The sequence below is a fragment of the uncultured Winogradskyella sp. genome, from assembly GCF_947501905.1.
Taxonomy (GTDB): Bacteria; Bacteroidota; Bacteroidia; order Flavobacteriales; family Flavobacteriaceae; genus Winogradskyella.
Genome location: NZ_CANMXL010000004.1, coordinates 464017 through 488032 on the forward strand (window position 1 = coordinate 464017; position 24016 = coordinate 488032).

Consider the following 24016-nt stretch of genomic DNA (forward strand, 5'->3'; position numbering starts at 1 on the left):
TTTAATTTATTAGCATTAATACTGCCATCACAATCATTATAGCATTCTCAATAAAAGTGGCTTCTGTCATAGGAAGTTTCAGAGCTGTACCTAAACAAGCACATCTAATAGATTTTTTATCTAATAATGTTTTCGTTACACCAATGGTTGTAATACCTAATACAACAAGTGTTACTATTAATGCAATTTTAACTTCAAATCGCATCAAAAACATTAAACCCAAAGCAGTTTCAATAAATGGATAAATCCAACCATAAGCAGGAACTCGTTTTGCTAATGGGTCGTACATTTTGAAAGATTCTGGGAAGCCTTTTAAATCTAACATCTTGAAGAAGCTAAACACAATGTAGAATAAGCCCATAAAGTCGAGCATAAATGCACTCCAACTCCAATCTTTATAATGTAATAATACACTTGCGGTTGCTATATAAAAGATGATTAGTAGTAAGGGCTTTAATTGCTGTAGTTTGCTTTTTTCTTGCTCCATTTCAAAACTTGGTGTACTTGTAGAAGCAAAAATATTTTTAACTTCCTTTTCAGAAAGCGTATATTTTTCAGGTAAGGCTTTTTTAAGAGTTTCTGTAGCGACGTGGCTACTCATTGTAACTTCAGCTTCTCCTTTTTCGAGATTAACTTCAACATTAGTAACATTGTCAATGCTTTCTAAACTTTTTTCTACAGATGCTTTACAACTGCCACAGGTCATTCCTGTTATTTTATATGTATGTGTCATTATTTTGGTAGCTTTAATGTTATAGAATTGTTTAATAATAAGTTATCTATATGACCAGCAATAGCATCATCCTCCGTTTTAAAATGCATATGGATATTGGTAGTATGATGTGTGAAAATTGCTTTATGTTTTGTAGAATAGAATCCGATTATTTCAACGTCTTTATTCTGCAAAGTTCCATTTAAACCTGATTCTTTGTGCTTTTTATGATTATGGATAGTGTCACCATCTTTCCAATTGATGACGTGCCAATCTAAAGATTTGACGTTGCCCTCTAACAAAAAAGGAAATGGTTTATTTGTATCTATATTGTACTCTGTAGCAATCTTGAAAATTTGTTCTTCTAAATCACTTTTTGTGGTACAATTTTTTATTTCAAAAGATTCCCACGCTTTAATTTCTGCATATACTAATAGAGATGCTTTTAGGTTGTAAGAATCTTTAATCTGTAAACTACTATCAACCACAAAACTGTTGCTTGGTTGACTATCAAATATTTGAATTTCGCCCTTGAGGTTATCCACAGCACCAAGAGCGTAAAGGTTTTTCATTTTTGAAAGTGTGTCTAAACTGATTACGGGTTGAATATTACCAGACATTATTGTTCTTAAAGCACCTGAATGTTTTACTACTGTTGAAAGAGTTTTACTTTCTTTATCTCGACAAGATGAAAATGCTATTATAAAAAATGCTAATACTGTTATATATATTAATTTTTTCATTCCTTAATTGGTTAGATAATTAATAATTGTGGTTTGAACATAATAGGTCTTAACAGATTCTATTTGGTTCATTTGAAACTTTAATTGTAGTTCTTGAATATCTAAAACATCATTAAAATCTATTGTGCCTGTTTCGTAGCTTTTAATTAAGATGTCCTCTGCATCTTTAGCTTGTTTTAGGTTTTGAGTTTGGGTTGCATAACTGATTCTTGCAGAAATACGTTCATTAATCGCTTTACTTAAAAGCGTTTCCAAAGTGTTTAATCGTTCTTGTTTTTGAGCTGTTATTTCTTGCTGTTCTAACTCATTTTGCTTGGTTTGAGATTTATATTTTTTATTAAAAATTGGGATTGACACGGAAACCATAGGCATCACAATATCTTTTCCATTATCCGAGAAATTCATATCTGGTCTTTCGGAAACATTGATATAGTCTAATCCAAAACCAATCATAGGACTGCTTTCTTTTTGGTTTAATAATTCTGATTGTTCTATGGACTGATAGAGTTTATCATACTTCAACAATTCAGGATGTAATGCTAAATTTTCAGTAATGATTTCAAAGTCTTCTGAAGGCATAATTAAACTATCTACTACAGTAACAGCAACATCATTTTCTCTATTCAAAAGATTATTAAGATTCGTTTGTTCTGCTAAAAACTGTTGACTTAAAACATCTTTTAGTTGTTGCATTTCGTTTTGACGCATTTGCAATCGCAACACATCTACAGCAGATGCTTTACCAACCTCAACAGATGTTAGTGCTAATGTCTCATAGGTTTCCAATAGTTTAATGTTTTCTGTTAGCACCCTTTGTTTCGCTTTGTTAGCGTATAAATTATAATAGGATTGTGATACAGAAGCCATCAATTTTCGCTTTGCAATAACAATGTCCTCATATTTTGCATCGGCTAATGAACTGATATAATTTTCTCGTGAAGTAATTGTACCAAACCACGGTAACATTTGTTTAGCCGATACTTTAAATCGTTGCGCTCCTGTTCTCGTTTCTGGTTCGCTCACAAAGTAACCTACACCAAATTCAGTATTAGGTAATGTATTTACTTCGTTTACTTTTTCTGAAACTCTCTTGTACTGTAATTCGAACTTTTGAATTTCTGGATTGTTATTTAATGCTACATCAATAAGCGTCTCTAACTCTTGACTTTGTGCAGAAAGAACAAAGCATAAAGAACAAAGAACAAAGACTGTTTTTAAATTGATTATTATGTATTTCATTTTGTTGCTCTTTTAAGTTGAACTTCGGATTTCCAGCTATATAATACTGGAACTACAAATAAGGTTATTAAGGCTATAAGCATTCCACCAAAACTTGGTATTGCCATTGGAATCATTATATCGCTTCCTCGTCCTGTAGATGTGAGTATTGGTAATAATGCTAATATGGTCGTTGCTGTTGTCATTAAACAGGGTCTGATTCGTTTTTCTCCTGCTTCTACTATGGACGCTCTAATTTCCTTTTTATTCTCTGGTGTATTTCTATCAAAAGTTTGCGTTAAATAGGTTGCCATTACTACACCATCATCTGTTGCAATACCGAATAGTGCAATAAACCCAACCCAAACCGCTACACTTAAATTAATGGGATGCATCTGAAATAAGTCTCGCATATTTTCGCCAAAGAAGTTGAAGTTTAAAAACCAATCTTGACCATAAAGCCATATCATTATAAAGCCACCTGCAAAAGCTACTGCAATACCAGTAAACACCATTAATGAGGTTGCTACAGAACGGAATTGGAAATACAGTATTAAAAAGATTATTGCCAATGCTAATGGTACAACAACAGATAGCGTTTTTTCTGCTCGTAATTGATTTTCGTAAGTTCCTGTGAATGCATAGTTGATTCCTTTTGGAACTATCAATTCACCAGAATCTATCTTTTCTTGAATCAATGCTTGTGCATTTTCAACAACGCTTACTTCTGCAAAACCATCTAATTTATCAAACAAGACATAACCTACTAAAAAGGTGTCTTCACTTTTTATGACTTGTGGACCTTGTTCGTAACGAATGGTTGCCAATTCGCTTAATGGAACAGGACTACCTTTTTCAACTGGCACATAAATCTGTTGTAAGTCTGTTGGATTTGCTCGTAATTCTCTTGGGTATCGCACACGAACACCATATCGCTCACGACCTTCAACCGTTTGTGTTAATACCATACCACCAACTGCGACTTTTAATACATCCTGAACATCTTGTATAGAAATTCCGTAACGTGCAATTTTCTCTCTATCAATATCAATCAACAAATACGGTTTGCCAACAATACGGTCAGCAAAAACAGCTTCTTCTTTAACACCTTCTGCATCCTTGATGATGTTTTCTAATTGCACTCCAAACGCTTCAATTTGCTTTAAGTCTTGACCTTTTACTTTAATTCCCATAGGTGCTCGCATTCCTGTTTGAAGCATTACCAATCTGGTTTCAATAGGTTGTAGTTTTGGTGCTGACGTAACACCTGGCAATTTGGTGACTCTTACAATTTCATTCCAAATATCGTCTGGTGATTCAATTTCTGGTCGCCAATTACGATAGTATTCGCCATCCTTGTCTTCAATTAATTGAGACCTTTGGACATTTAATAAAGTTGATTTGATTATCACTTTGTTCTCGACTGCGCTCGAACTGACATCTATATTTTCGTTATGAATTAATCGACCATCTTTTAATTCAAACAAACCATCCTCATTTACTTTGTAACGTTGGCGCACTCTGCTTTCATTCAGCATATACTCTGGCTTATACTGAATCATATTCTCGTACATTGATAGTGGTGCTGGGTCTAAAGCTGATTCTGTTCTTCCTGCTTTACCAACTACCGTTTCAATCTCTGGAATACTGGCTACTGCCATATCTAATTGCTGTAAAACTCGTTTGTTTTCTTCTACGCCAGAATGAGGCATTGAAGTTGGCATTAGTAGAAATGAGCCTTCATTTAAGGATGGCATAAACTCTTTACCAGTATTTTTCATAATGAAAAAACCTGCAATTACAATAGCTGTTGGTACAGATAGAAACAATAGTTTATTATCTAAACACCATCTTAAAATGCGTGTGTAATATTTGATGAATAATGAGAAAACACCTAATAAACCAAAACATATAACACTAACAAAAATGAGATTCCAGAAGATGCTTTTATCAACACCTAATGGTCTCCAATATTCGGCTAACAGAAATACTATCGCAGATGCTGAAATAATGATATTGATAAGGTTAGTTTGTTTGTCTGTTATCTTATTTTGAAGATTGAGAAGTGCTGTAATTCCAAAAGCAATCAAAATCAATCCTAACCAATACCCATAGACTATTGCTACAATACCTAAAGCTATTAAAACACCATTTAAACCATATTTAAAAGTGGTTTTAATACTTTTCTTTCTGAATAAAAATGCTGCAAATGGCGGAATTAAAAACAAGGCTACAATTATAGAAGCTGTTAATGCAAAGGTTTTAGTAAATGCTAACGGTCTAAATAGTTTTCCTTCTGCACCAATCATTGTAAATACAGGAATGAAACTGATGATGGTTGTCATTACTGCGGTTACTATTGCACCAGATACTTCGGCTGTGGCATTATATACTACTGTATTAATGGGTTTTGTTCCATCATCTTCATCTAAATGCCTTATAATGTTTTCTGAAAGTATAACACCAACATCGACCATTGTTCCAATAGCAATTGCAATACCTGATAAAGCGACAATGTTTGCATCTACTCCAAAGAACTTCATAGCTATAAAAACCATTAAAACCGCAACAGGCAATAATCCAGAAATTAATACTGAAGCTCGAAGATTAAATACCATAATGATAATAACCAAAATGGTAATAAGTATTTCTAAAGTCAATGCCTCGTTAAGTGTACCTAATGTTTCTTGAATTAATACGGTTCTATCGTAAAATGGTACAATGGTTACTTGTGATGTTCTACCATCTGCTAATACTTTTGAAGGTAATCCTGCACTTAATTCGTTAATTTTCTCTTTTACATTATTGATTACTTCCATTGGGTTTGCGCCATATCGCGCCACGACAACAGCACCTACAATTTCAGCTCCTTCTTTATCTAATAAACCACGTCTTGTTGCAGGACCTAATGATACTTTTCCGATGTCTTTAATTCGTATTGCTGTATAATCTTCGGAAGTAACGACTGCATTTTCTATGTCTTCAATAGATTTTACATACCCTAAACCACGTACTAAATATTCCGCATTATTGATTTCAATAGTTTGTGCACCAATGTCTTTATTACTTTCCTTAACTGCTTTTACAATATGATGTAAACCTATATTATATTGACGCATCAATTCTGGATTAATATCGACTTGATATTCTTGAACATAACCACCAATGGATGCCACTTCTGAAACACCACTTGCAGAGGATAATGCATATTTTACATAGTAATCTTGTATGCTTCGCAATTCTTGTAAATCCCAACCACCAGTTACGTTTCCGTTTTCATCACGACCTTCAAGTGTGTACCAAAATATTTGTCCTAATCCTGTTGCATCTGGTCCCAAAGCAGGATTAACACCTTCAGGTAATAAACCACTTGGTAATGAGTTTAGTTTTTCGAGAATACGGCTTCTACTCCAGTAAAATTCTATGTCTTCTTCAAAAATGATATAGATACTTGAAAAGCCAAACATAGACGAACTACGAATGGTTTTTACTCCAGGAATACCTAACAAGGATGTGGTTAATGGATAGGTAATTTGGTCTTCAATATCTTGTGGTGAACGACCATCCCACTTTGTAAATACAATTTGTTGGTTTTCTCCAATATCTGGAATTGCATCTACAGCTACAGGATTGCTTGGTAAAAATCCTGTATCCCAATTGAAAGGTGCATTTACTGTTCCCCATCCTACGAAAAGGACGAGTAGTAGTACTGCAACGAGTTTATTCTCTATAAGAAATTTGATTGCTTTATTAAGCATATAGTTTGATTATTAAACAGTTAGACATTGGTGTTGAGAAAACACCGAATACAACAAATTATCCACATAGCATAAAGCCATAGGATAACACAGTCTATTGTTTAAAAATCAAATTAAATAAGTCTCGTCAATCTTGAAGATTTGCCTGACGACGAGTGGTGGTTTGTATTCTTCATAAGAAGATACATTATTATCTAAACCTTCGAAAAGGTCAATATAGGTATGAACAAATGAAGCAATAAATACCTGTTGCTCAAACGTAATTTTATCAAATTGCAGTTGTAATTCGTCTTGACCTTCAAATGCTAATTGTTCATCATCACAACAGTTTTTCTTTGTAATAGCACAACCTTCTGTTGATGGCTTGTCCATTTCCATACCGCAACCTTTAGCTTTTTGGAAAATAGCCGTTTCTACTAAAGTACCTCCACAATAATGCATATTTACAGTAAATGACAACGTAGAAAATAACACCACGAAAGCCATTAACAAAGACATTATTTTATGGAAAAACTTCTTCATACTAATTGCGAAGTTACGAAATTTTAACAAATGTTGGTTTTGTTTAACAGAAGTTTAGTGGTTAACTCCATCGCATTCGTTGTAGTCTAACTGCATTTAATATTGCTAATAATGCTACACCTACATCTGCAAAAACTGCTTCCCACATTGTGGCTAAACCACCTGCTCCTAATATCAAGACAATGACTTTAACACCAAAAGCTAAAATAATATTCTGCCAAACGATTTTTCGTGTGGAACGACTTATTTTAATCGCTCTCACGACTTTTGAAGGTTGGTCTGTTTGAATAATGACATCTGCTGTTTCAATAGCTACATCACTACCTAAACCACCCATCGCAATACCAACATTACTCGCTGCTAAAACTGGTGCATCGTTAATACCATCACCTATAAAAGCTACTTTATTTTCAGGATTCTTCTTTAAAGATTCAACTTCGTTTAATTTATCTTCTGGTAGTAAACCACCTTTAGCATTTTCGATATTCAACTCTTTAGCGACTTGTTGCGTGATGGAATCTTTATCACCGGAAAGCATCATAATATTTTTAATGCCTACTTTGTGTAATGCTGTAATAGTTTCTTTTGCATCTTCCTTTAATTCATCTGCTATGACTACATAACCTGCAAATTGATTATCGATTGCAACTAAAACCATAGATTCTACAATAGATTCCGTTTCAGATGGAACATCAATATTATTAGAAGTCATTAAGGCTTTATTTCCTACTAAAACTGTTTTACTATTTACAATCCCTCTTAAACCTTTACCTGCAATTTCAGATACTTCGGTAGCTTCAAAATCTTCTCCTTCTGCTTTATACTCTAAAATTGCTTTAGCAATTGGATGCGTGGATTGTTCTTCCATCGCCATTAAGTATTGCATAAATTCGGTTTCATTCCAACCGATTGCTTTTACTTCTTTGATTTTAAAAACACCTTTGGTAACTGTTCCTGTTTTGTCCATTACCAATGTATTTATCTTGGTCATAGCATCTAAAAATGAAGCACCTTTAAATAAAATTCCATTTTTTGAAGCCGCTCCCAATCCACCGAAATATCCTAATGGAATTGAAATTACCAACGCACAAGGACAAGATATTACCAAGAAAATTAATGCTCTGTATAACCAATCTCTAAATACATAATCATCAACAAAAAAGTAAGGTATAAAAGTAACACCAATAGCTAAAAACACTACAATTGGTGTGTAGATACGAGCAAACTGTCTAATAAATAATTCTGTTTTAGATTTGCGTGCTGTCGCATTTTGAACCAAGTCTAAAATTCTCGCAATAGAACTATCTTCAAACTTGTTGGTTACCTCAACTTCAATAACGCTTTCTAAATTAATACTACCTGCAAATACTTTTTCATCTTTTACAATAGTATCTGGTTTACTTTCGCCTGTTAAAGCTGATGTATTTAATGATGCCTTTGATGACAACAACTTTCCATCTAAAGGATTTTTTTCACCTACACGAATTTGAATTTTCTCTCCAATATTTATATTATCTGGGGAAACATTTACATAATCACCATCACGATAAACATTAGCTTCTTTCGGTCTAACATCTAATAACGCTTTTATATTTCCTTTTGCTTTATTTACTGCCGAATTTTGAAATAATTCACCTACTGCATAAAATAGCATAACTGCAACTCCCTCTGGATATTCACCAATTATAAACGCACCAATTGTAGCAATAGACATCAAAAAGAACTCTGTAAAAACATCACCTTTTTTAATACTATTCCAACCCTCTTTTACTACAGGAAAACCTACAGATAGATATGCTATACTGTACCAAGCAATACGAATCCAAACCTTAAAAAAAGAAACATCAAAATAATCTAATCCTATTCCAATGATAAGCATTGTAAAACTTATGATTGCAGGTACATAGGTTCTAAATGAACTACTATCTCCGTGGTCGTGATTGTGACCATCATCGTGAGAATGTTGTTCTTCTGAATTTGGTTTTAAATCTCTTAAATTGACTTTCTTTTTTTTCATTTACTCTCTAATAGCTTTTCAATATCACTTGGAATAGACATATGTTTTAGTGGTGGTACGTTTGCACCACCTGTATTGCCAAGTGGAACGTGGTCAATAAATGATTTCCAACCACCAACAAGTAACCTAATAATTTGACCGAATACTTCTTTAGTATCTTTTTGTCTTAACCCAAATTTTAGCATTAGCCAATGTGAATAGGTATGTTCTATAGGGTAAGATTGCCCTATTATATGACTGCGCTCTAAATGATACCAAGCATTACCATACTGTTTATTTTCTAAACATAAACTGTATAGTTTTAATTCTTCGTTATAAGCCTGTTTAAGATGTTTTGGTATTTTAGTATTAAACTTCATATCCACTAATTTTGGATAAAAGTAAGTTAATAGTAAGTGCAATGGAAGTGCATTTGTTATCCACTACACTTATCACATATACCTTTTACAACCAAGTTTACATTTTCAGAAACAAAACCATCAGGTACTTTAATTTGAGGTATTTTATGGTCTGTTAAGCAAATGGTTTCATTGCAATTGTTACAATGGAAATGTAAATGTAAATCGGTTTTTATATCACAACTACAACCTTGTTCACATAAAGCGTATTTGGTAATACCTGTACCATCGTCTATTTGATGTACAATATCCTTTTCTTCAAAAGTTTTAATAGTTCTGTAAAGTGTAGTTCTATCTGCTTTTTCAAACGCATTTTCAATATCACTTAATGTTACCGCAATTTCTTTTTCAGCAAGAAACTTATAAATTAACAAACGCATTGCTGTAATACGAATATCTTTTGATTCTAATAATTGCTCTATTGTTTCCATAACTAATCGTGGTCTTCGTTTCCGAATGGTTTAATAATAAGCCCTACACTAAATATAAAGCCATCTGTAGGTGCATAAATCTCTGGAAATACGGGATTCTCGTGTGGTGGTAAAACCAAAGGTGAAAATCTGCTTTGTCTTCTATCTGTAAAGTTTTCAAAGTTCACAAATACACTACCTAATTTAAAATTACGCATTAGCAACAAACCCATAGTAACAAAATCTGTAGTTTCTGTACCGTTTGATAAAAATTGTTTTCCTGTGTAGTAGGTTTCATAACCAATTCGCCACTTATCTGATTCGTACATTAATACACTACCTGCATTATGCTTTGCGGTTAATGGCTTTTGTGGATTACCAGGTAAATAGTTTAACTTGGTATCAATAAGCGCATAGTTTAAGAACCATCTAAAGTCTTTGTAAGTAAATTTAATATTTGTTTCTGCTCCTTTGCTAAAGATTTCATCTGGTGCATTCTCAAACTCAAACAAACCGCTATCTGTAGTATTTAAAAGTAATCCATCATTTATAGCTGTAACATAGAATAATTGATTTACAGAAAAACCAATCTCATCAGTTAAACGTGTTTGATAGTTGAAATCGAAATTAACACCATAAGAACGTTCTGCATCTACTGTGGATTTATCTATTGCAAGAACATTTTCGAAATTTATATACTCTGCTTCTTCTGTAAAAATATCTGGAATTTTATACCCTAAACCTCCACCAATTCTACTTGAAAAACCACTATTGTTTTTATAGAGTAATGAAATTCTTGGTAATGGGAAGAATCCAAAATCGTTATTGTAATCTGCTCTTAATCCTGTTTCCAATATCCAATTATCTGAAATATCGTAGATATTATTTGCAAATGCGCCAAAAGTCACATCTTTTTGGTCTCGCTGTAATGGTGCATTATCATTTTCATCAAAATTTGAGGTATATAGATTAGCTCCAATTATCCAATCTGTTTTTACTGATGCTTTATTATATGTAATTTCAGTAAAGGTATTAGCCTGTTTACCATCAAAATTGAAATTAGGAACAGTTAAATTCCTATCAAAAAAAGAGACACTATTTTTAAATTCTAATGAGCTAACAGAATCTAATTGCGTTTGATACACCAATTGACTACTTAATCGTTTTGAATTGTTTTCTTCAGTATATTGATGAATGCCATTTTCTCCACTTTCAATTTTGGTAATATCTCCACCAATTCTATCATCATACGTTCCGTTTAATCCAAACCAAAGTGTTGTTTTATCTGATGGATAATAAAACAGTTTAGGATTAAAAGAAATTGATGTTGTTTTTGGTAGGTTGCTAAAGCCATCATCTTCTGGGTCGTATGCTTTTTGATAATGACCAGAGCCATAAAGTGAAACACCAAATTTTTCATTTCGTTTGCTATAAAATACATTAGCAGTACTTCCTAATGCTTGGGTCTGCGTAAGCATAATGTCTAAAGCAGGTTCTTCGTCTGGTGTTTTAGATACCATATTTACCAATCCTGCAATAGCACCTCCACCGTAAAGTGTAGAGGAACTTCCTTTAATAATCTCAAATTGCTGTAAGTCTAAAGGTGGTATTTGTAAAATACTTAATCCACTTGAAAATCCACCATAAAGAGGAAACCCATCTCTTAATAATTGCGTGTACCTACCATCCAATCCTTGAATACGAATATTAGTACTCCCACTACTTAAAGACGTTTGTTGCATCTGTATTCCTGTACTTTCACGAAGCACCATAGAAATATTAGTAGGGTTCATTATTGCTTTTTCACCTAATTCCTCTGCACCAATAAACTCGATACGTGTAGGTATTTTGCGTACTGTTCTTGTGCTTCTTGTAGATTGCAGTACTACAGCATCTAATTGATTACCACCCTCTTTTAGTTTAAACACTAATTCATTATTACTTGGAATTTGAATTGTTGTCTCAAATGTTTCAAAACCTAAAAAGGAAATTATTATTTGATGCTGACCGTCTGGTACTTCTGTAAATTCTGCAACACCATCAAAATTAGTTACAGCACCTTTTTCTAATGCTTCAAAGTAAACCGTAGCACCCATTAAAGGCTCGTTTTCAACCTCTGTGATGACTTTTATTTGTATGTCAGTTGTTTGTGCCTGTAATGATAGGCAAAGTATTAATATGAGCTTTATGCTCAATAAATATTTATTCATTGAATTATAATTGTAATTAACTAAATAATTGATTTAAAATCGTGTTGTTTTAGCTTATTACTTGTGGCGGTTGCCAAATGTTAGAAAGAAAATTAAATCTATAAATAGGTTGATATGTAGAAATTAACTCCGTTGAAATTTCAATATTGAGTTTGAAATCAAATTTCTTGATTGGTTCGTAAGTAATTGTCATACCGCAACAATTGCAAATACAAGTTACAGGACAAGAATCGTCACTATCTTCTTGATGGTTGTGGTTAACACTTATTTCGTCTTGATGCTGGTCTTCTATGTTTTGACCATCAGAACAAGGCTTCGCTGAAAGCAATAGTATTATAAATGATAATATGACTGTTACAAATTTCACAATTACAAAGATAAAAATTTAACAATGCAATGGTTGTGCAATTATTTTATTTAAGCCACAACTTTAGCTTTCTCTTTTATAGTTTCAAGATGTTTTGCCATATTGCTTTTACACCATACCTCTTGTTTTATTGTTGGTGGGTCACCAATAGCTTTGGTTAACTCTTCCATCATAATCTGTTCAACTGCATCTACATATTCTGCAGTAGTAGATATGCTATCGTGAATAGTGTATATAGGTGCTAATGGATATTCTTCTGAAACACGCTTTGCTATGACGTTAATCATTAAATGACTCTCTATGCTCTGCAATAATCTTGGAAGTAGAGATTTGTCCTTACTTTTTATTTTAATATACCGCTTTAAACTTTTGCTCAAATAACCTTTTGGGTGCTGCTTCTGCTTGCCCCTTAAATTGGTTGGATGTAAACAATACTTGAAAAACTGCCGCTTTTACTTCTTTACGGTCTTTTAATTCAATACCCAATTCCTGTAAGAATGCATCTTCTAAATACTCATATAACTTCCCAGACACTACTAAATCAATATAGTTCTGAAACTCATTATTTATAAGGGATTGGGGGATTTCTCCTAACATAATGTAAGAATCTTTGTTATGAATATTTATATGTGAAATATTTAATGTATCACACTTTATTTCATTGAAAACCTTATTTATTTGATTAAAAGAAGAAAAATAGCGACTCTGCGGTTCATCAAAAGCAATCGACAATGAGTTGTTCTTATTTGGCTCAAATTTTTGCACTATCCAAAAATCACGACTCAACAAAATAGTGCTTAAATAAGGTTGGCTATTTTTAATGTCCAATGAAATTAATTTTTGGCCATCATACGTAACACCATTTCTAATTCGACTTGGCATATTGGTTAAGTTGGTATGAAAGCGATATACATTATCATCCAACATTAAATTATAATCTTGCCATTTTAACCTCTGTGCGCTCATTTGAGCGTGTACCATTTGATTTGTTGGATGCTTGTATTTTTTTCGCACTCTGTCGTAATCCCAAAGTGCTTTATCTTTTATTTTTAAATTATGCTCTTCAACTAAAAATTCATTTATGTAATCATAATCAATTCGTAGCTTATCATTAAACCACTTTGTTAAAAAGCCAAGATGTTTAACCGACTCTATTTTGCGATTTTTATGTGCTTTTAATTTGTTTCTAAAAGTAAAGTCTTCAACCTGCATTGATTTTACAGGTGTTCTGTATTGCTCAATAAATCGAAATCCTTTTGATTTTTCACCAACCACATAATGATTATCGGACTCAATAATTTGCAAATCGCTTTCTAAATAGTTGAGATACTTTTTATAGTTCTGTATTTTATCCTGCAATTTTTTTGCATTGATAGGCACAAAATCTTCGCCCTGAATATTCTTATCCATTAAGGGAATAGCATTTATTAAATGCAGGATATAACATAGCTTATCTAACTTATAAGGTTTAAAACTTGGTGGATTATTGTGCGTTAACTCAAATATATCCAAGTTTTCGGGTATGTATATTCTCATTAAGCACTCTTGTTTTGGGTTAAAATTCTGATTACATCATCATACTCATAGTACATTGTTTTACCCATTTTGGTAAAGGGTAGCGTACCATTGATTCGTAAATTCTGCAACGTACCTGGTGAGATATTTAATAGCTCACGTACGTCTGCTGATTTTAACCACTTTTTTTGCTCTGTTTGGCTTCCTAAAATTGTCTTCAGTTCTGTGATGATTTCCTGTTTAAGAGTCTTTAAATCATCCTTTGTAATTACTTCAAATGTCATTCTGTATTAAAACGTATTAAAAGGTGTAAACACCTGATTTATATTACGTTAATTTACGATATTTTGACCTTTACATAAAACAAACTTATTAACAGTTATAAACAAAAAACATACCTTTTTAAAAGCATAAACCCTTGAATTAACAAGGGTTTTGAGCAATTTTAAGAAATTTGTTTAACGCTATTGTGCGTAAGTGTTAATTGGCTATTCTCTTGGAAGCGTCAATAGTTGTTTTATCTGCAAACTTTTGTTTTAAAATTGCCATATCATCACTCACTTTTCTATCCAATATTTTAGCATAGTGTTGTGTCGTTTTTAGTGACTTATGACCCAACATTTTACTTACTGATTCCATTGGCACACCATTAGACAATGTTACAGTAGTTGCAAACGTATGACGAGCTAAATGGGTGGTTAAGTTTTTATTGATACCACACAAGTCTGCTATCTCTTTTAAATAGGCATTAGACTTTTGATTGCTTAATACAGGAAGCAAAACGCCCTTTGTTACTGCTTCTGGATGGTTCTCGTATTTTTTTATAATCTCTAATGCGGTTGGAAGTAGTGGAATGTTACTGCGTGTATCGGTTTTAGTACGCTTTGTCTTTATCCACTTATCGCCATCAATACCAAATACCAAATTGTCTTTTGAGAGCTTCTTAACGTCGCTATATGCTAAACCTGTAAAGCAACAGAATATAAAAATGTCTCTTACTTGCTCTAATCTATTGGTGTGTAATTCTTTTTCGAGCATTGTTTGTATTTCTTCTTCTGAAAGATATTGACGTTCTACTTCTTTTAAACGCACTTTATAATTTAGAAATGGGTCTTTTTTAATCCAATCATTGGCTATTGCAATACGCACTATCTTTTTAAAGTTCTTGATATACTTTATAGTACTGTTATGTCCGCAGTTTCTAACGGTTTTTAAATAGAACTCAAAATCTGTAATATACTTGTGGTCTATTTTGTTTACAGGTATATCGCTTACATTGTATTGATGTTGCATAAACTCTTGCAGATGCTTACATACTGTTTTATAACGCTCTAAAGTTCCTGCTGAAAACTCTCTACCTAATAACTTTTCAACTTGCTTGTTGTGATTTTTAAAGATGGTTATAAGTGTTCTTTGCTTTTCCTCAACACCTAAAAACTTGTTTTTTAGGGTTTCTGTTGTAACCTCTTTGTTATCTTGTATTAAGTCTCTTTGGCTTTGATATACTTTTGTAGTAAGTGAATCTAAATAAGCATTTAGCTCTCGTATATCTTCGGTTCTTCCAATAGCTTTATTGGCTTCAACGCTCCATTTCTCAATCTCAATGGTACGTTTTGTACTAATCTCTGTACGCTTACCATCTATGGTAATACGTAGGTAAATAGGGCATTTGCCCTGTGCATCTACTTTACTCTTTTTTAAGTAGAATAATAATCCAAATGTTTTGTTCATTCTGGTGACCTTTAATTATACATTAATTTACAAAATTTCGAGGTCTTTTAATTGATATATTGCGCTGATTTATAAACAGTTATAAACAATTAGGTGACCTAATTAAGGTTTAAAAAAGGTCACCTAATAGGTCACCAACAGAATGGTTTTTAATACATATTTTGATGTTTTGGGTAAAATAAAAAGTCCCATAAACATTGAGTTTACAGGACTTTAGTCGATTTTGAATAAATCTTGGCGGAGAAAGAGGGATTCGAACCCCCGGAGGTGTGACCCTCGCCAGTTTTCAAGACTGGTGCATTCGACCACTCTGCCATTTCTCCTTGAGTGTCTCATTAGGTATTCCCTAAATGCGGATGCAAATATAAAATCCTTTTTTGCTTTTGCCAAGGCTTTTTTCTATTTATTTAAAATAATAACTATGAAGTCTAATTATTCAACAAAAAGTGTTCAATTTTAATAATCCATTGTATTTTCGGCACAATAAATGTTTAATACTTCGTTATTAAAAAAACTTTAATCAATGAAACGACTATCACTTACGTTTATTCTTTTAACTGGAGTTTTACTCTCTGCACAAAACAAAACCATTGGCTTTGGAGAGAAGTTAGTATTTACAGCATCATATAATATGTCTGGTTTACTTACTGACATTGCACAAGTAACAATGGAAACCAGTAAAGTAAGTACTTCAAAAAGCACTTTGATGCGTTTAAAATGTAGAGCCACAACATTTAGCAATTTCGATAGTTTCTTTAAGGTTAGAGATTTATACGAGAGCTATGTTAGCCCAACCAGTTTAACTCCTTATTTATATAAACGTGATATTAATGAAGGTGGCTATTACAAATTTATGCAATACAAATACAGACGTAAATCAAAATCAGTTGAGAGTATAAAAAAGAAGCGTCGTGGCGATGGTACAATATGGGAAGAAAAGAAAACCTTAAATGTCAGTAGCTCAACAAAAGATTTGGTAGCTACACTATATACATTGCGTAACTTAGATATTAATAAAGCTAACGTTGGAGATTCTTCTAGCTTCAAAGTATTGTTTGATAATGAAGAATCTACAGTGGTATTTAAATATTTAGGAAAAGAAACCATTTCATCAAATATTGGGCGTAAAGAATGCTATAAAATAGCTATAAGTCTTAGGGGTTCTGATTTGCTTAAAGGAAATAACGCTAATGTTATATGGCTAACGGCAGATGCAAATAAAGTTCCTGTACTAGCTAAATTTAAAATCCCTGTAGGCAATGGTGAGTTAAAAATAAAGTCTGCTACAGGTTTAAAAAACTAATATCATGAAGAAACTACTTATAATTCTAGGATTCATTTCTGCTATATTAGGCGTGGTATTATCAGTAACACCGCTATACAAAATAGCCATATTTCCAATTATTATAGCTTTTATATGTGGTATAACATTACTCTACTTAGCAAAGAAAAAACAGCTAAAGACTAAGGCAATACAATATGTTTTCTTACTATCTATTATTTCACTGTCGCTTGTAATTTATAAGAGCATATTCCAAGAAGCTAAAGTTGGTAATACTGAAGAGCTCGAGAAATTAGATGAATCTTCTGAAGATGAGGCCATAAAAGAATTAGAAGATCTAGAAATAGATGACTAGATTTTTTATTCAATTCTAATTTTTCCTTTATTTTTGAGCTTCAATAATTTAGTATAAATGAAGATATTAGTTGTTCCCCTGCTACTTTTAGTTGGTACATGTTCTAATCAACGACACAGTGAAAAAGTTGATGATTTAAAAAACTCAATATCTTATTCTGAAAAAGCTCCTGTAGAAACGTATCTAAATACAATTACTACTGAAGACTTAAAAATCCACCTTAACGAAATTGCTTCAGATAAGTATGCTGGTCGTAGAGCTGGTGCTGATGGGCATAATGAGGTTTGTGATTATATCCGTAAGTATTACGATTCACTACAAATAAAAGCACCGAAGACGTATCCTGATTATTTTCAAACTATACCAGAATCATATTTACCAGAAGAACTAAGAACCTCACAAAATGTGGTTGCTTATATAGAAGGTTCAGAATTCCCAGAAGAAGTTTTAGTGATTTCTGCGCACTCAGACCATATGGGTGTAATCGATGGTAAAATACACAATGGCGCTGATGATAATGCTTCCGGCACATCTGCAATTATGGAGATTGCACAAGCTTTTCAATTAGCAGCTGAAAATGGACACAGGCCAAGACGAAGTATCGTTTTTTTACATTTAACCGCTGAAGAATACGGCCTTTATGGCTCTCTTTTTTATACTGAAAACCCAGCTTTTCCGTTAGAAAATACTGTGGCAAATTTAAATACAGATATGATTGGTCGTGTCGACAAAAGGCATGTAGGCAATGAAGAGTATATTTATTTAATAGGTTCTGACCGTATTAGTACAGAGTTAGATTTTATAGTCCGTAAAGCCAATGAAGAGTTTACACATCTAGAACTCGATTATAAATACAATGCTTTAAACGACTCTAACAGATACTATAGCCGTTCTGATCATTACAATTTTGCACTAAAAAACGTACCTGTAATTTTCTTTTTTAATGGCGAGCATGAAGATTATCACAAGCCAACTGATACTGTAGATAAAATCAATTATAAAATTCTTCAGAAAAGAGCTCAGTTAATTTTTGCAACAGCTTGGTATGTGGCAAATTCTGATAATCCACCTGTAAAAGAAGTGCTTTGATGTTAAAGTATGTTAATCAAACATTGATTTGTATTTTTACTCCTCAATATTTGGTTATTTTTAAACCCAAGACTAAATACAATCCATAATTAACCAAAAACAAAATTCAATTATATAATGAAAAGATTAATTCCTATCATATGTTTATCTACCATCTTATTTGCTTGTGGTGGTGGAAAAGGTAATAGCTCAAAAACTTCAAGTAAAAGTGTTGCGAATCCTGCAGACTATGCAAAAACGATAACTCAAGAAGAGCTTAAAACCTTATTGTACAAATATGCTTCTGATGAATTTGAAGGAAGAAATACTGGAGAAAAAGGTCAAAAAATGGCTGTTGAATATTTGAAGAGTCAATATATGTCCATGGGAATTTCATCACCTTATAGTGGTGATGATTATTTTCAAGAAGTTCCACTTCAAAAACAAAAAGTAGCTGAAGCAGAAATTATGGTTAACGGAACGTCTTACGATGCTTACACTAATCATATTGTCTTAGCAATCTCAAAAAGCTTAGACTTAAAAACATCAGAAATCGTTTATGTAGGTCATGGTATTGATGCAGAAAATTATTCAGATTATAAAGATATTGATGTTAAAGGAAAAATTGTTTTAGCAAAAGCAGGTGAACCTAAAGATGCTAGCGGAAACTACATAACCTCTGGAACAACAGAAAATACAAAATGGACAAATGGTCGTCAATCTTTATCTAGTAAAAGAGAAGCTGCAAAAGATAATGGCGCAAAAGCTATATTATATTTTGATGGTAATTTATTTTCTAGATATGCACCTTTCTACAAAAGAGGAATTTCTGGAAGACTATCTTTAAAGACAAAAAGTGATGATTTTGCTTTTCTTATGATTGAAGAAAACTTAGCTAAGGCTTTACATGGGTCAATATCTGAAGATGGTTCAGCAAAAGTTTTAAACACTGATTTAACATTAAAGGCCGAAAGAAAAACTGAAGACATCATGTCGGAAAATGTTGTGGCTTTTATAAAAGGTTCGGAAAAACCTGATGAAATATTAGTTATATCTGCACATTTGGATCATGAAGGTATTAAAAACGGTCAAGTATATAACGGTGCAGATGATGATGGCTCTGGTACTGTAGCCATTTTAGAAATTGCTGAAGCTTTTCAAGAAGCAGTAAAAAACGGACACTCACCTAAGCGTTCTATATTGTTTTTACATGTTACTGGTGAAGAAAAAGGCCTTTTAGGGTCACGATATTACACAGATATGGATCCTATTTTCCCTCTTGAGAATACTGTTGCTGATTTAAATATAGATATGATAGGTAGAATTGACCCTAAACGAGAGGAAGGTGACCGTAACTATGTTTACCTTATTGGTAGTGACAAATTAAGTACTGAGTTGCATGAGCTATCTGAAGAAGTCAATAAAAAGTATACTAACATAGAATTAGATTACACATACAATGACGAAAATGACCCTAACCGTTATTATTACCGTTCTGATCATTATAATTTTGCTAAAAACAATGTTCCAGTAATTTTCTATTTCAACGGAACTCACGCAGATTATCACAAACCAAGTGATACACCGGATAAAATTGAATATGATTTATTGGAAAACAGAGCCCGCTTAGTTTTTTATACAGCTTGGGAAGTTACCAATAGAGATAAACGTATTGTGGCAGATAAAGCTGAATAATATTCGCAATGTTATAGAAACAAAAAAAGCCTTTCATTATATGAAAGGCTTTTTATTTTGGGTGGAAGACCGGTCTCGAACCGGCGACCTCCGGTACCACAAACCGGCGCTCTAACCAACTGAGCTACAACCACCATTTTAATTAGGACTGCAAATGTAAATTATTTCCCATTTTCTGCAAAGGCTTTTTTTAACTTATTTTAAATCAAATAAGCTTTCCACAGCAGGGTAACGCTCAACTGTATAACCTTCAGCGTATTCTACTCCTACCATGCGTCCAGTGTTTCTTGCGCGATACTCAATACTATCGGAAAAATTCTTACTAGATATTGGCGTTTCTGGCTCTTTACTATCCGGGTTATAAAACTGTGTTTTATAAGCAAATACAGATGTCATTTTTTGTTCCATAAAACCCGTTATATCAACTACAACATCAGGCTTTAAATCTTTCCATTGAATATAATGATAAACCCCTTTAGGTCGCCATGGTGATTGACTCTCACCATTAACCGAAGTTTCAATCTTAATTAAACCACTTAAAAAACAAGCATCACTAACCAGTTCACTTCCTTTTCCATGATCTATATGTCTATCATCAATTGCATTACAAAGCACAATTTCTGGCTGATACTTTCTAATCATTTTAATAACTTCTAATTGATGTGCCTTATCATTAATAAAAAAGCCATCTGCAAAAGCTACATTTTCTCTAACTACTACACCTAATATTTTTGCAGCATCAGCAGCTTCTTGATCTCTGGTTTCTGCTGTTCCTCGTGTGCCTAACTCTCCACGAGTTAGATCAAGAATGCCTACTTTTTTTCCATTGGCAACTTCTTTGGCAACTGTTCCTCCACAACCCAACTCTACATCATCAGGATGTGCACCTATGGCTAATATATCTAATTTCATCATAATATTTTAAAACATCATCAACTATGCTTCCATAGCTTGTTCAATATCTTTCTTTAAATCTTTAAGGTCTTCTATTCCAACAGAAAAACGAATCAATTGGTCACTTATACCTACCGCTTTACGCTCTTCTTGAGTTAATAATGCATGTGAAGTCAAATGAGGAGAAACAACTGTACTCTCTATTCCTGCTAAACTCATAGACGATTTTATCAATTTTAATGCTCTCTGAAATCTCTCAGAATCTAAACTTTCATCTAGTTCAAAAGATAACATAGCACCAAAACCTTTCATTTGGACTTTCGCTAATTTATGCTCAGGATGAGATTTTAAACCTGGGTAATAAACCTTCGAAACTTTTGGATGTTTGTTTAACCATTTGGCAATTTTTAAAGCGTTTTTTGTTTGTGCTTTAACTCGTAATCCTAAAGTTTTCATACTGCGCTCTAACATCCAAACCGTCATATCGCTTAGGCTGCCTCCTAAATTCTTTGAGACATTCCATATACGCTCTATATGCTCATTAGAACTTGCCACAGCTCCTGCACAAATATCGCTATGACCTCCAAAATACTTGGTGGCCGAATGCATTATCATATCAACACCATACTCAATTGGGTTTTGATTTACAGGTGATGCAAACGTATTATCAATAGAAGTTAATATGCCTTTTGACTTTGCCAACTCAGTAATAGTCTTAATATTAGTTATTGTAAGTAATGGGTTTGAAGGCGTTTCAATATGTATCAGCCTTGTATTTGACTGAATAGCAGCTTCAAAATCTTCAACCTTATAACCATTAGTAAAGGTATATTCTATACCATATTTTGGGAATTCTTCTTTTATAAAATTAACTGTACCTCCATAGAGCGTATTCTGTACGACTAAATGATCACCTTTACTTAAAAAAGCCAAAAACATATGGCTAATTGCAGCCATACCTGACCCAAATATCATAGCAGCTTCTGTACCTTCTAATGCTGCAATTTTTTTTGATAAATACTCTTGGTTTGGCGTATTAAAATATCGAGGATACCGCTTTACATCCACATCCAAAAATTCATACGATGAACTCAAATACATTGGAGAGACAGCACCTTTAAACTGCTCATCTTTAATTTCACCAATATGCGTGCATATAGTATTTACACCTAATTTATCTTTTGACATAATGTGTATTTTTATTACTATAAAAGTAATGAAAAGTGTGTTATACTTTTACTGATTTCCAATATCCTTTTTTGAACCAAACAATACCTAAAACTACGATGAGAACCTCAGCTAAAGTTATTGCTAAAAATACACCTAATGGTCCAAAATCAAATGTCAACGCCATGAGGTAAGCAAATGGTAATTGAAATAACCAAAAACATATAAAGTTAATCCAAGTTGGTGTTTTCGTATCTCCTGCTCCGTTAAAGGCATTAATGACTACCATACCATAGCCATAGAAAATATAACCAGCTGCAATAATTCTAAGACAAAGAGCGCCATTTTTAACCACCTCAGCTTCTTGAGAAAATAATCCAACAATTTGTGGTGCGAATAATAAATAAATAACAGAAACTATACCCATAAAAACAGCACTATACTTTCCGGTTTTCCATACAGATTGTTCTGCACGGTCAGGTTTCTTTGCACCTAAATTCTGACCAACTAATGTTGCTGCTGCATTACTCATTCCCCATGCTGGCATTAGTGTAAACATCATAACACGAATAGCTATTGTGTAACCTGCTAATACTTCACTACCAAATTCGCTCATAATACGCATTAAAATAACCCATGACGATGTTCCTATTAAGAATTGTCCAATACCTCCTAGAGAAACTTTAATAAGGTTAACCATAACAGCCACTCTTATGACTAGGTCTCTAAAACTAACTTTTATTCGACTCCATCCGTAAAACAGTACAACTAATTGAAATATAACTGCCGTACCTCTACCAATTGTCGTAGCTATTGCAGCGCCTTGTACACTATAAGCAGGAATTGGTCCAAATCCAAAAATAAATATGGGATCTAAAATAATATTTAAACCATTGGATACAATTAAAGCCCACATAGCTACTGAAGCATCTCCTGCGCCTCTAAAAATGGCATTGATTAAAAAGAGTAACATAATTGTTACGTTACCTCCTAAAAGTATTTGTGTGTAACCATAACCCTCTTCTATGAGGTCTGCTTCTCCGCCCATAAGGCCAAGAATCTCTTTAGGATATATAATTCCTATGACACTAATAAAAGCAGCGACTATAACACCTAAGAATATGACTTGTACTGCAGCTTGAGAAGCACCTTCATTATCTTTTTCACCAATTCGTCTTGCCACTATAGCAGTAGCAGCCATACTAAGACCAATTGCTACAGCATATACAAGAGTAATAACAGATTCTGTAAGACCAATAGTAGCTACAGCATTAACACTAACTTGAGAGACGTAAAAAATATCTACGATAGCAAAAATAGATTCCATGAGCATTTCCAATATCATTGGAATGGATAACATAAAGACGGCTCTTCGGATACTACCAGAAGTAAATTCTTGTTCCTTACCAGAAACAGCGATTTTAAAATATTTTAAAAATTGTTTTATTGAGATTTTATTTGATTGCATAGTTGAAATAAGTTTAATATAAAATACATCAAGTAATATTTTTACTTGACAAAAAGACATCGCATGAAGAAGCGATGATTTTCCCTGAATGTTTAACTTATGCAATCATAATGGCAAATATGCACATTATTTTTGAATTAAAAGAAATGTAATAAGTAATTACTAATTTCTTTTTCCAATATTATTATAAGCTCTAATGATAAGAACTGCCCAAAGCGCTACTAATGCAGAGACTACAATAGAGAACCAAAATACGATATCATCTGCCTCCATTGTTTAAGATTTTAAGGTAAATCATTACACCTAGTAACGTTGGAGCCCAAAGCCCTACAAAGATACCGTGCAATCTATCACCAGTTAAGAATAAGTATTCTGCGACAATAATTATGACTGCACATAAGACTAGCATTAAGAAATTTGCAGTGCCTAACTTTTTGAAGTTATTCATTTAATGAGTTGGTTTTATGTCAACAAGTTAATAAAAAT

General features: G+C 33.0%; 22 protein-coding genes and 2 tRNA genes. 4 read left to right on the forward strand and 20 right to left on the reverse strand.

Annotated features, from left to right (window positions below; genetic code table 11):
• Nucleotide 1: 1 nt before the first annotated feature.
• From Q0770_RS11965 to Q0770_RS12035, 15 genes are all read right to left on the reverse strand, one after another.
• Complete coding sequence (locus tag Q0770_RS11965; protein ID WP_252158454.1) at nucleotides 2-733, reverse strand: heavy-metal-associated domain-containing protein; 732 nt, start codon at nucleotides 731-733, stop codon at nucleotides 2-4.
• Nucleotides 733-1455 (reverse strand): acetolactate decarboxylase, encoded by a 723-nt coding sequence (locus Q0770_RS11970; protein ID WP_299117267.1) that lies wholly within the window; start codon nucleotides 1453-1455, stop codon nucleotides 733-735. The genes Q0770_RS11965 and Q0770_RS11970 overlap by 1 nt, the downstream gene beginning before the upstream one ends.
• Before the next feature lie 3 nt (nucleotides 1456-1458).
• A complete protein-coding gene (locus tag Q0770_RS11975; protein WP_299117269.1) occupies nucleotides 1459-2694 on the reverse strand; it encodes a TolC family protein in 1236 nt (411 codons plus the stop codon).
• Nucleotides 2691-6431 carry an efflux RND transporter permease subunit gene (locus Q0770_RS11980; RefSeq protein ID WP_299117271.1) on the reverse strand — a complete coding sequence of 1247 codons (3741 nt, stop codon included), beginning with the start codon at nucleotides 6429-6431 and terminating at the stop codon, nucleotides 2691-2693. Before Q0770_RS11980 ends, Q0770_RS11975 begins: the two co-directional genes overlap by 4 nt.
• A gap of 108 nt (nucleotides 6432-6539) precedes the next feature.
• The gene (locus Q0770_RS11985) at nucleotides 6540-6953 is read right to left on the reverse strand and encodes a hypothetical protein (protein ID WP_299117273.1); all 414 of its coding nucleotides are present in this window, start codon (nucleotides 6951-6953) and stop codon (nucleotides 6540-6542) included.
• Nucleotides 6954-7014: 61 nt separating this feature from the next.
• A complete protein-coding gene (locus tag Q0770_RS11990) occupies nucleotides 7015-8970 on the reverse strand; it encodes a heavy metal translocating P-type ATPase (RefSeq protein WP_299117275.1) in 1956 nt (651 codons plus the stop codon).
• Nucleotides 8967-9329 (reverse strand): DUF3703 domain-containing protein, encoded by a 363-nt coding sequence (locus tag Q0770_RS11995; RefSeq protein ID WP_299117277.1) that lies wholly within the window; start codon nucleotides 9327-9329, stop codon nucleotides 8967-8969. The genes Q0770_RS11990 and Q0770_RS11995 overlap by 4 nt, the downstream gene beginning before the upstream one ends.
• 56 nt (nucleotides 9330-9385) lie before the next feature.
• Nucleotides 9386-9799, reverse strand: a complete 414-nt coding sequence (locus tag Q0770_RS12000; RefSeq protein ID WP_118386909.1) for a Fur family transcriptional regulator — start codon at nucleotides 9797-9799, stop codon at nucleotides 9386-9388.
• Between the two features lie 2 nt (nucleotides 9800-9801).
• Nucleotides 9802-11988, reverse strand: coding sequence for a TonB-dependent receptor (locus Q0770_RS12005; protein WP_299117283.1), 2187 nt, complete (start codon nucleotides 11986-11988; stop codon nucleotides 9802-9804).
• Between the two features lie 49 nt (nucleotides 11989-12037).
• The gene (locus Q0770_RS12010) at nucleotides 12038-12355 is read right to left on the reverse strand and encodes a DUF6660 family protein (RefSeq protein ID WP_299117285.1); all 318 of its coding nucleotides are present in this window, start codon (nucleotides 12353-12355) and stop codon (nucleotides 12038-12040) included.
• Between the two features lie 50 nt (nucleotides 12356-12405).
• On the reverse strand, nucleotides 12406-12642 hold the full coding sequence (locus tag Q0770_RS12015) for a hypothetical protein (RefSeq protein WP_299117287.1): 237 nt from the start codon (nucleotides 12640-12642) through the stop codon (nucleotides 12406-12408).
• Between the two features lie 61 nt (nucleotides 12643-12703).
• Complete coding sequence (locus Q0770_RS12020; RefSeq protein WP_299117289.1) at nucleotides 12704-13891, reverse strand: hypothetical protein; 1188 nt, start codon at nucleotides 13889-13891, stop codon at nucleotides 12704-12706.
• Nucleotides 13891-14154 carry a helix-turn-helix domain-containing protein gene (locus Q0770_RS12025; RefSeq protein WP_299117291.1) on the reverse strand — a complete coding sequence of 88 codons (264 nt, stop codon included), beginning with the start codon at nucleotides 14152-14154 and terminating at the stop codon, nucleotides 13891-13893. Before Q0770_RS12025 ends, Q0770_RS12020 begins: the two co-directional genes overlap by 1 nt.
• A 196-nt stretch (nucleotides 14155-14350) precedes the next feature.
• Entirely contained in the window at nucleotides 14351-15601 is a 1251-nt protein-coding gene (locus Q0770_RS12030; protein WP_299117293.1) for a site-specific integrase, read from the reverse strand.
• Nucleotides 15602-15836: 235 nt separating this feature from the next.
• Nucleotides 15837-15924 (reverse strand) — tRNA-Ser (locus Q0770_RS12035).
• A gap of 200 nt (nucleotides 15925-16124) precedes the next feature.
• Between Q0770_RS12035 and Q0770_RS12040 the strand changes: the two genes are divergently transcribed.
• The 4 genes from Q0770_RS12040 to Q0770_RS12055 all read left to right on the forward strand — a co-directional run bounded on the left by Q0770_RS12040 (nucleotide 16125) and on the right by Q0770_RS12055 (nucleotide 20001).
• Nucleotides 16125-16904, forward strand: a complete 780-nt coding sequence (locus Q0770_RS12040; protein WP_299117295.1) for a DUF3108 domain-containing protein — start codon at nucleotides 16125-16127, stop codon at nucleotides 16902-16904.
• 4 nt (nucleotides 16905-16908) lie between these two features.
• On the forward strand, nucleotides 16909-17238 hold the full coding sequence (locus Q0770_RS12045) for an FUSC family protein (protein WP_299117297.1): 330 nt from the start codon (nucleotides 16909-16911) through the stop codon (nucleotides 17236-17238).
• A gap of 57 nt (nucleotides 17239-17295) precedes the next feature.
• Nucleotides 17296-18327: a M28 family metallopeptidase gene (locus Q0770_RS12050; RefSeq protein WP_299117299.1), complete on the forward strand. Its 1032-nt coding sequence runs from the start codon at nucleotides 17296-17298 to the stop codon at nucleotides 18325-18327.
• A gap of 117 nt (nucleotides 18328-18444) precedes the next feature.
• Entirely contained in the window at nucleotides 18445-20001 is a 1557-nt protein-coding gene (locus tag Q0770_RS12055) for a M28 family peptidase (RefSeq protein WP_299117301.1), read from the forward strand.
• Between the two features lie 59 nt (nucleotides 20002-20060).
• Here the strand turns inward: Q0770_RS12055 and Q0770_RS12060 are convergent.
• The 5 genes from Q0770_RS12060 to Q0770_RS12080 all read right to left on the reverse strand — a co-directional run bounded on the left by Q0770_RS12060 (nucleotide 20061) and on the right by Q0770_RS12080 (nucleotide 23978).
• Nucleotides 20061-20136: transfer RNA gene (locus Q0770_RS12060), tRNA-His, on the reverse strand.
• Nucleotides 20137-20196: 60 nt separating this feature from the next.
• On the reverse strand, nucleotides 20197-20913 hold the full coding sequence (gene bshB1 / locus Q0770_RS12065; RefSeq protein ID WP_299117303.1) for a bacillithiol biosynthesis deacetylase BshB1: 717 nt from the start codon (nucleotides 20911-20913) through the stop codon (nucleotides 20197-20199).
• Between the two features lie 24 nt (nucleotides 20914-20937).
• A complete protein-coding gene (locus tag Q0770_RS12070; protein WP_299117305.1) occupies nucleotides 20938-22083 on the reverse strand; it encodes a PLP-dependent aspartate aminotransferase family protein in 1146 nt (381 codons plus the stop codon).
• Nucleotides 22084-22123: 40 nt separating this feature from the next.
• Nucleotides 22124-23530, reverse strand: a complete 1407-nt coding sequence (locus Q0770_RS12075) for an MATE family efflux transporter (protein WP_299117307.1) — start codon at nucleotides 23528-23530, stop codon at nucleotides 22124-22126.
• Between the two features lie 259 nt (nucleotides 23531-23789).
• Nucleotides 23790-23978, reverse strand: coding sequence for a hypothetical protein (locus Q0770_RS12080; protein ID WP_299117309.1), 189 nt, complete (start codon nucleotides 23976-23978; stop codon nucleotides 23790-23792).
• Nucleotides 23979-24016: the final 38 nt, after the last annotated feature.

Coding starts and splice junctions, on each gene's coding strand:
- Q0770_RS11995 (WP_299117277.1), bottom strand. CDS start 9,329: ATGAAGTTTAATACTAAAATACCAAAACATCTTAAACAGGCTTATAAC.
- Q0770_RS12005 (WP_299117283.1), bottom strand. CDS start 11,988: ATGAATAAATATTTATTGAGCATAAAGCTCATATTAATACTTTGCCTA.
- Q0770_RS11980 (WP_299117271.1), bottom strand. CDS start 6,431: ATGCTTAATAAAGCAATCAAATTTCTTATAGAGAATAAACTCGTTGCA.
- Q0770_RS12055 (WP_299117301.1), top strand. CDS start 18,445: ATGAAAAGATTAATTCCTATCATATGTTTATCTACCATCTTATTTGCT.
- Q0770_RS12000 (WP_118386909.1), bottom strand. CDS start 9,799: ATGGAAACAATAGAGCAATTATTAGAATCAAAAGATATTCGTATTACA.
- Q0770_RS12075 (WP_299117307.1), bottom strand. CDS start 23,530: ATGCAATCAAATAAAATCTCAATAAAACAATTTTTAAAATATTTTAAA.
- Q0770_RS12045 (WP_299117297.1), top strand. CDS start 16,909: ATGAAGAAACTACTTATAATTCTAGGATTCATTTCTGCTATATTAGGC.
- Q0770_RS12020 (WP_299117289.1), bottom strand. CDS start 13,891: ATGAGAATATACATACCCGAAAACTTGGATATATTTGAGTTAACGCAC.
- Q0770_RS11990 (WP_299117275.1), bottom strand. CDS start 8,970: ATGAAAAAAAAGAAAGTCAATTTAAGAGATTTAAAACCAAATTCAGAA.
- Q0770_RS12050 (WP_299117299.1), top strand. CDS start 17,296: ATGAAGATATTAGTTGTTCCCCTGCTACTTTTAGTTGGTACATGTTCT.
- Q0770_RS11965 (WP_252158454.1), bottom strand. CDS start 733: ATGACACATACATATAAAATAACAGGAATGACCTGTGGCAGTTGTAAA.
- Q0770_RS12015 (WP_299117287.1), bottom strand. CDS start 12,642: ATGATTAACGTCATAGCAAAGCGTGTTTCAGAAGAATATCCATTAGCA.
- Q0770_RS12080 (WP_299117309.1), bottom strand. CDS start 23,978: ATGAATAACTTCAAAAAGTTAGGCACTGCAAATTTCTTAATGCTAGTC.
- Q0770_RS11985 (WP_299117273.1), bottom strand. CDS start 6,953: ATGAAGAAGTTTTTCCATAAAATAATGTCTTTGTTAATGGCTTTCGTG.
- Q0770_RS12070 (WP_299117305.1), bottom strand. CDS start 22,083: ATGTCAAAAGATAAATTAGGTGTAAATACTATATGCACGCATATTGGT.
- Q0770_RS11975 (WP_299117269.1), bottom strand. CDS start 2,694: ATGAAATACATAATAATCAATTTAAAAACAGTCTTTGTTCTTTGTTCT.
- Q0770_RS12025 (WP_299117291.1), bottom strand. CDS start 14,154: ATGACATTTGAAGTAATTACAAAGGATGATTTAAAGACTCTTAAACAG.
- Q0770_RS12040 (WP_299117295.1), top strand. CDS start 16,125: ATGAAACGACTATCACTTACGTTTATTCTTTTAACTGGAGTTTTACTC.
- Q0770_RS11970 (WP_299117267.1), bottom strand. CDS start 1,455: ATGAAAAAATTAATATATATAACAGTATTAGCATTTTTTATAATAGCA.
- Q0770_RS12030 (WP_299117293.1), bottom strand. CDS start 15,601: ATGAACAAAACATTTGGATTATTATTCTACTTAAAAAAGAGTAAAGTA.
- bshB1 (WP_299117303.1), bottom strand. CDS start 20,913: ATGAAATTAGATATATTAGCCATAGGTGCACATCCTGATGATGTAGAG.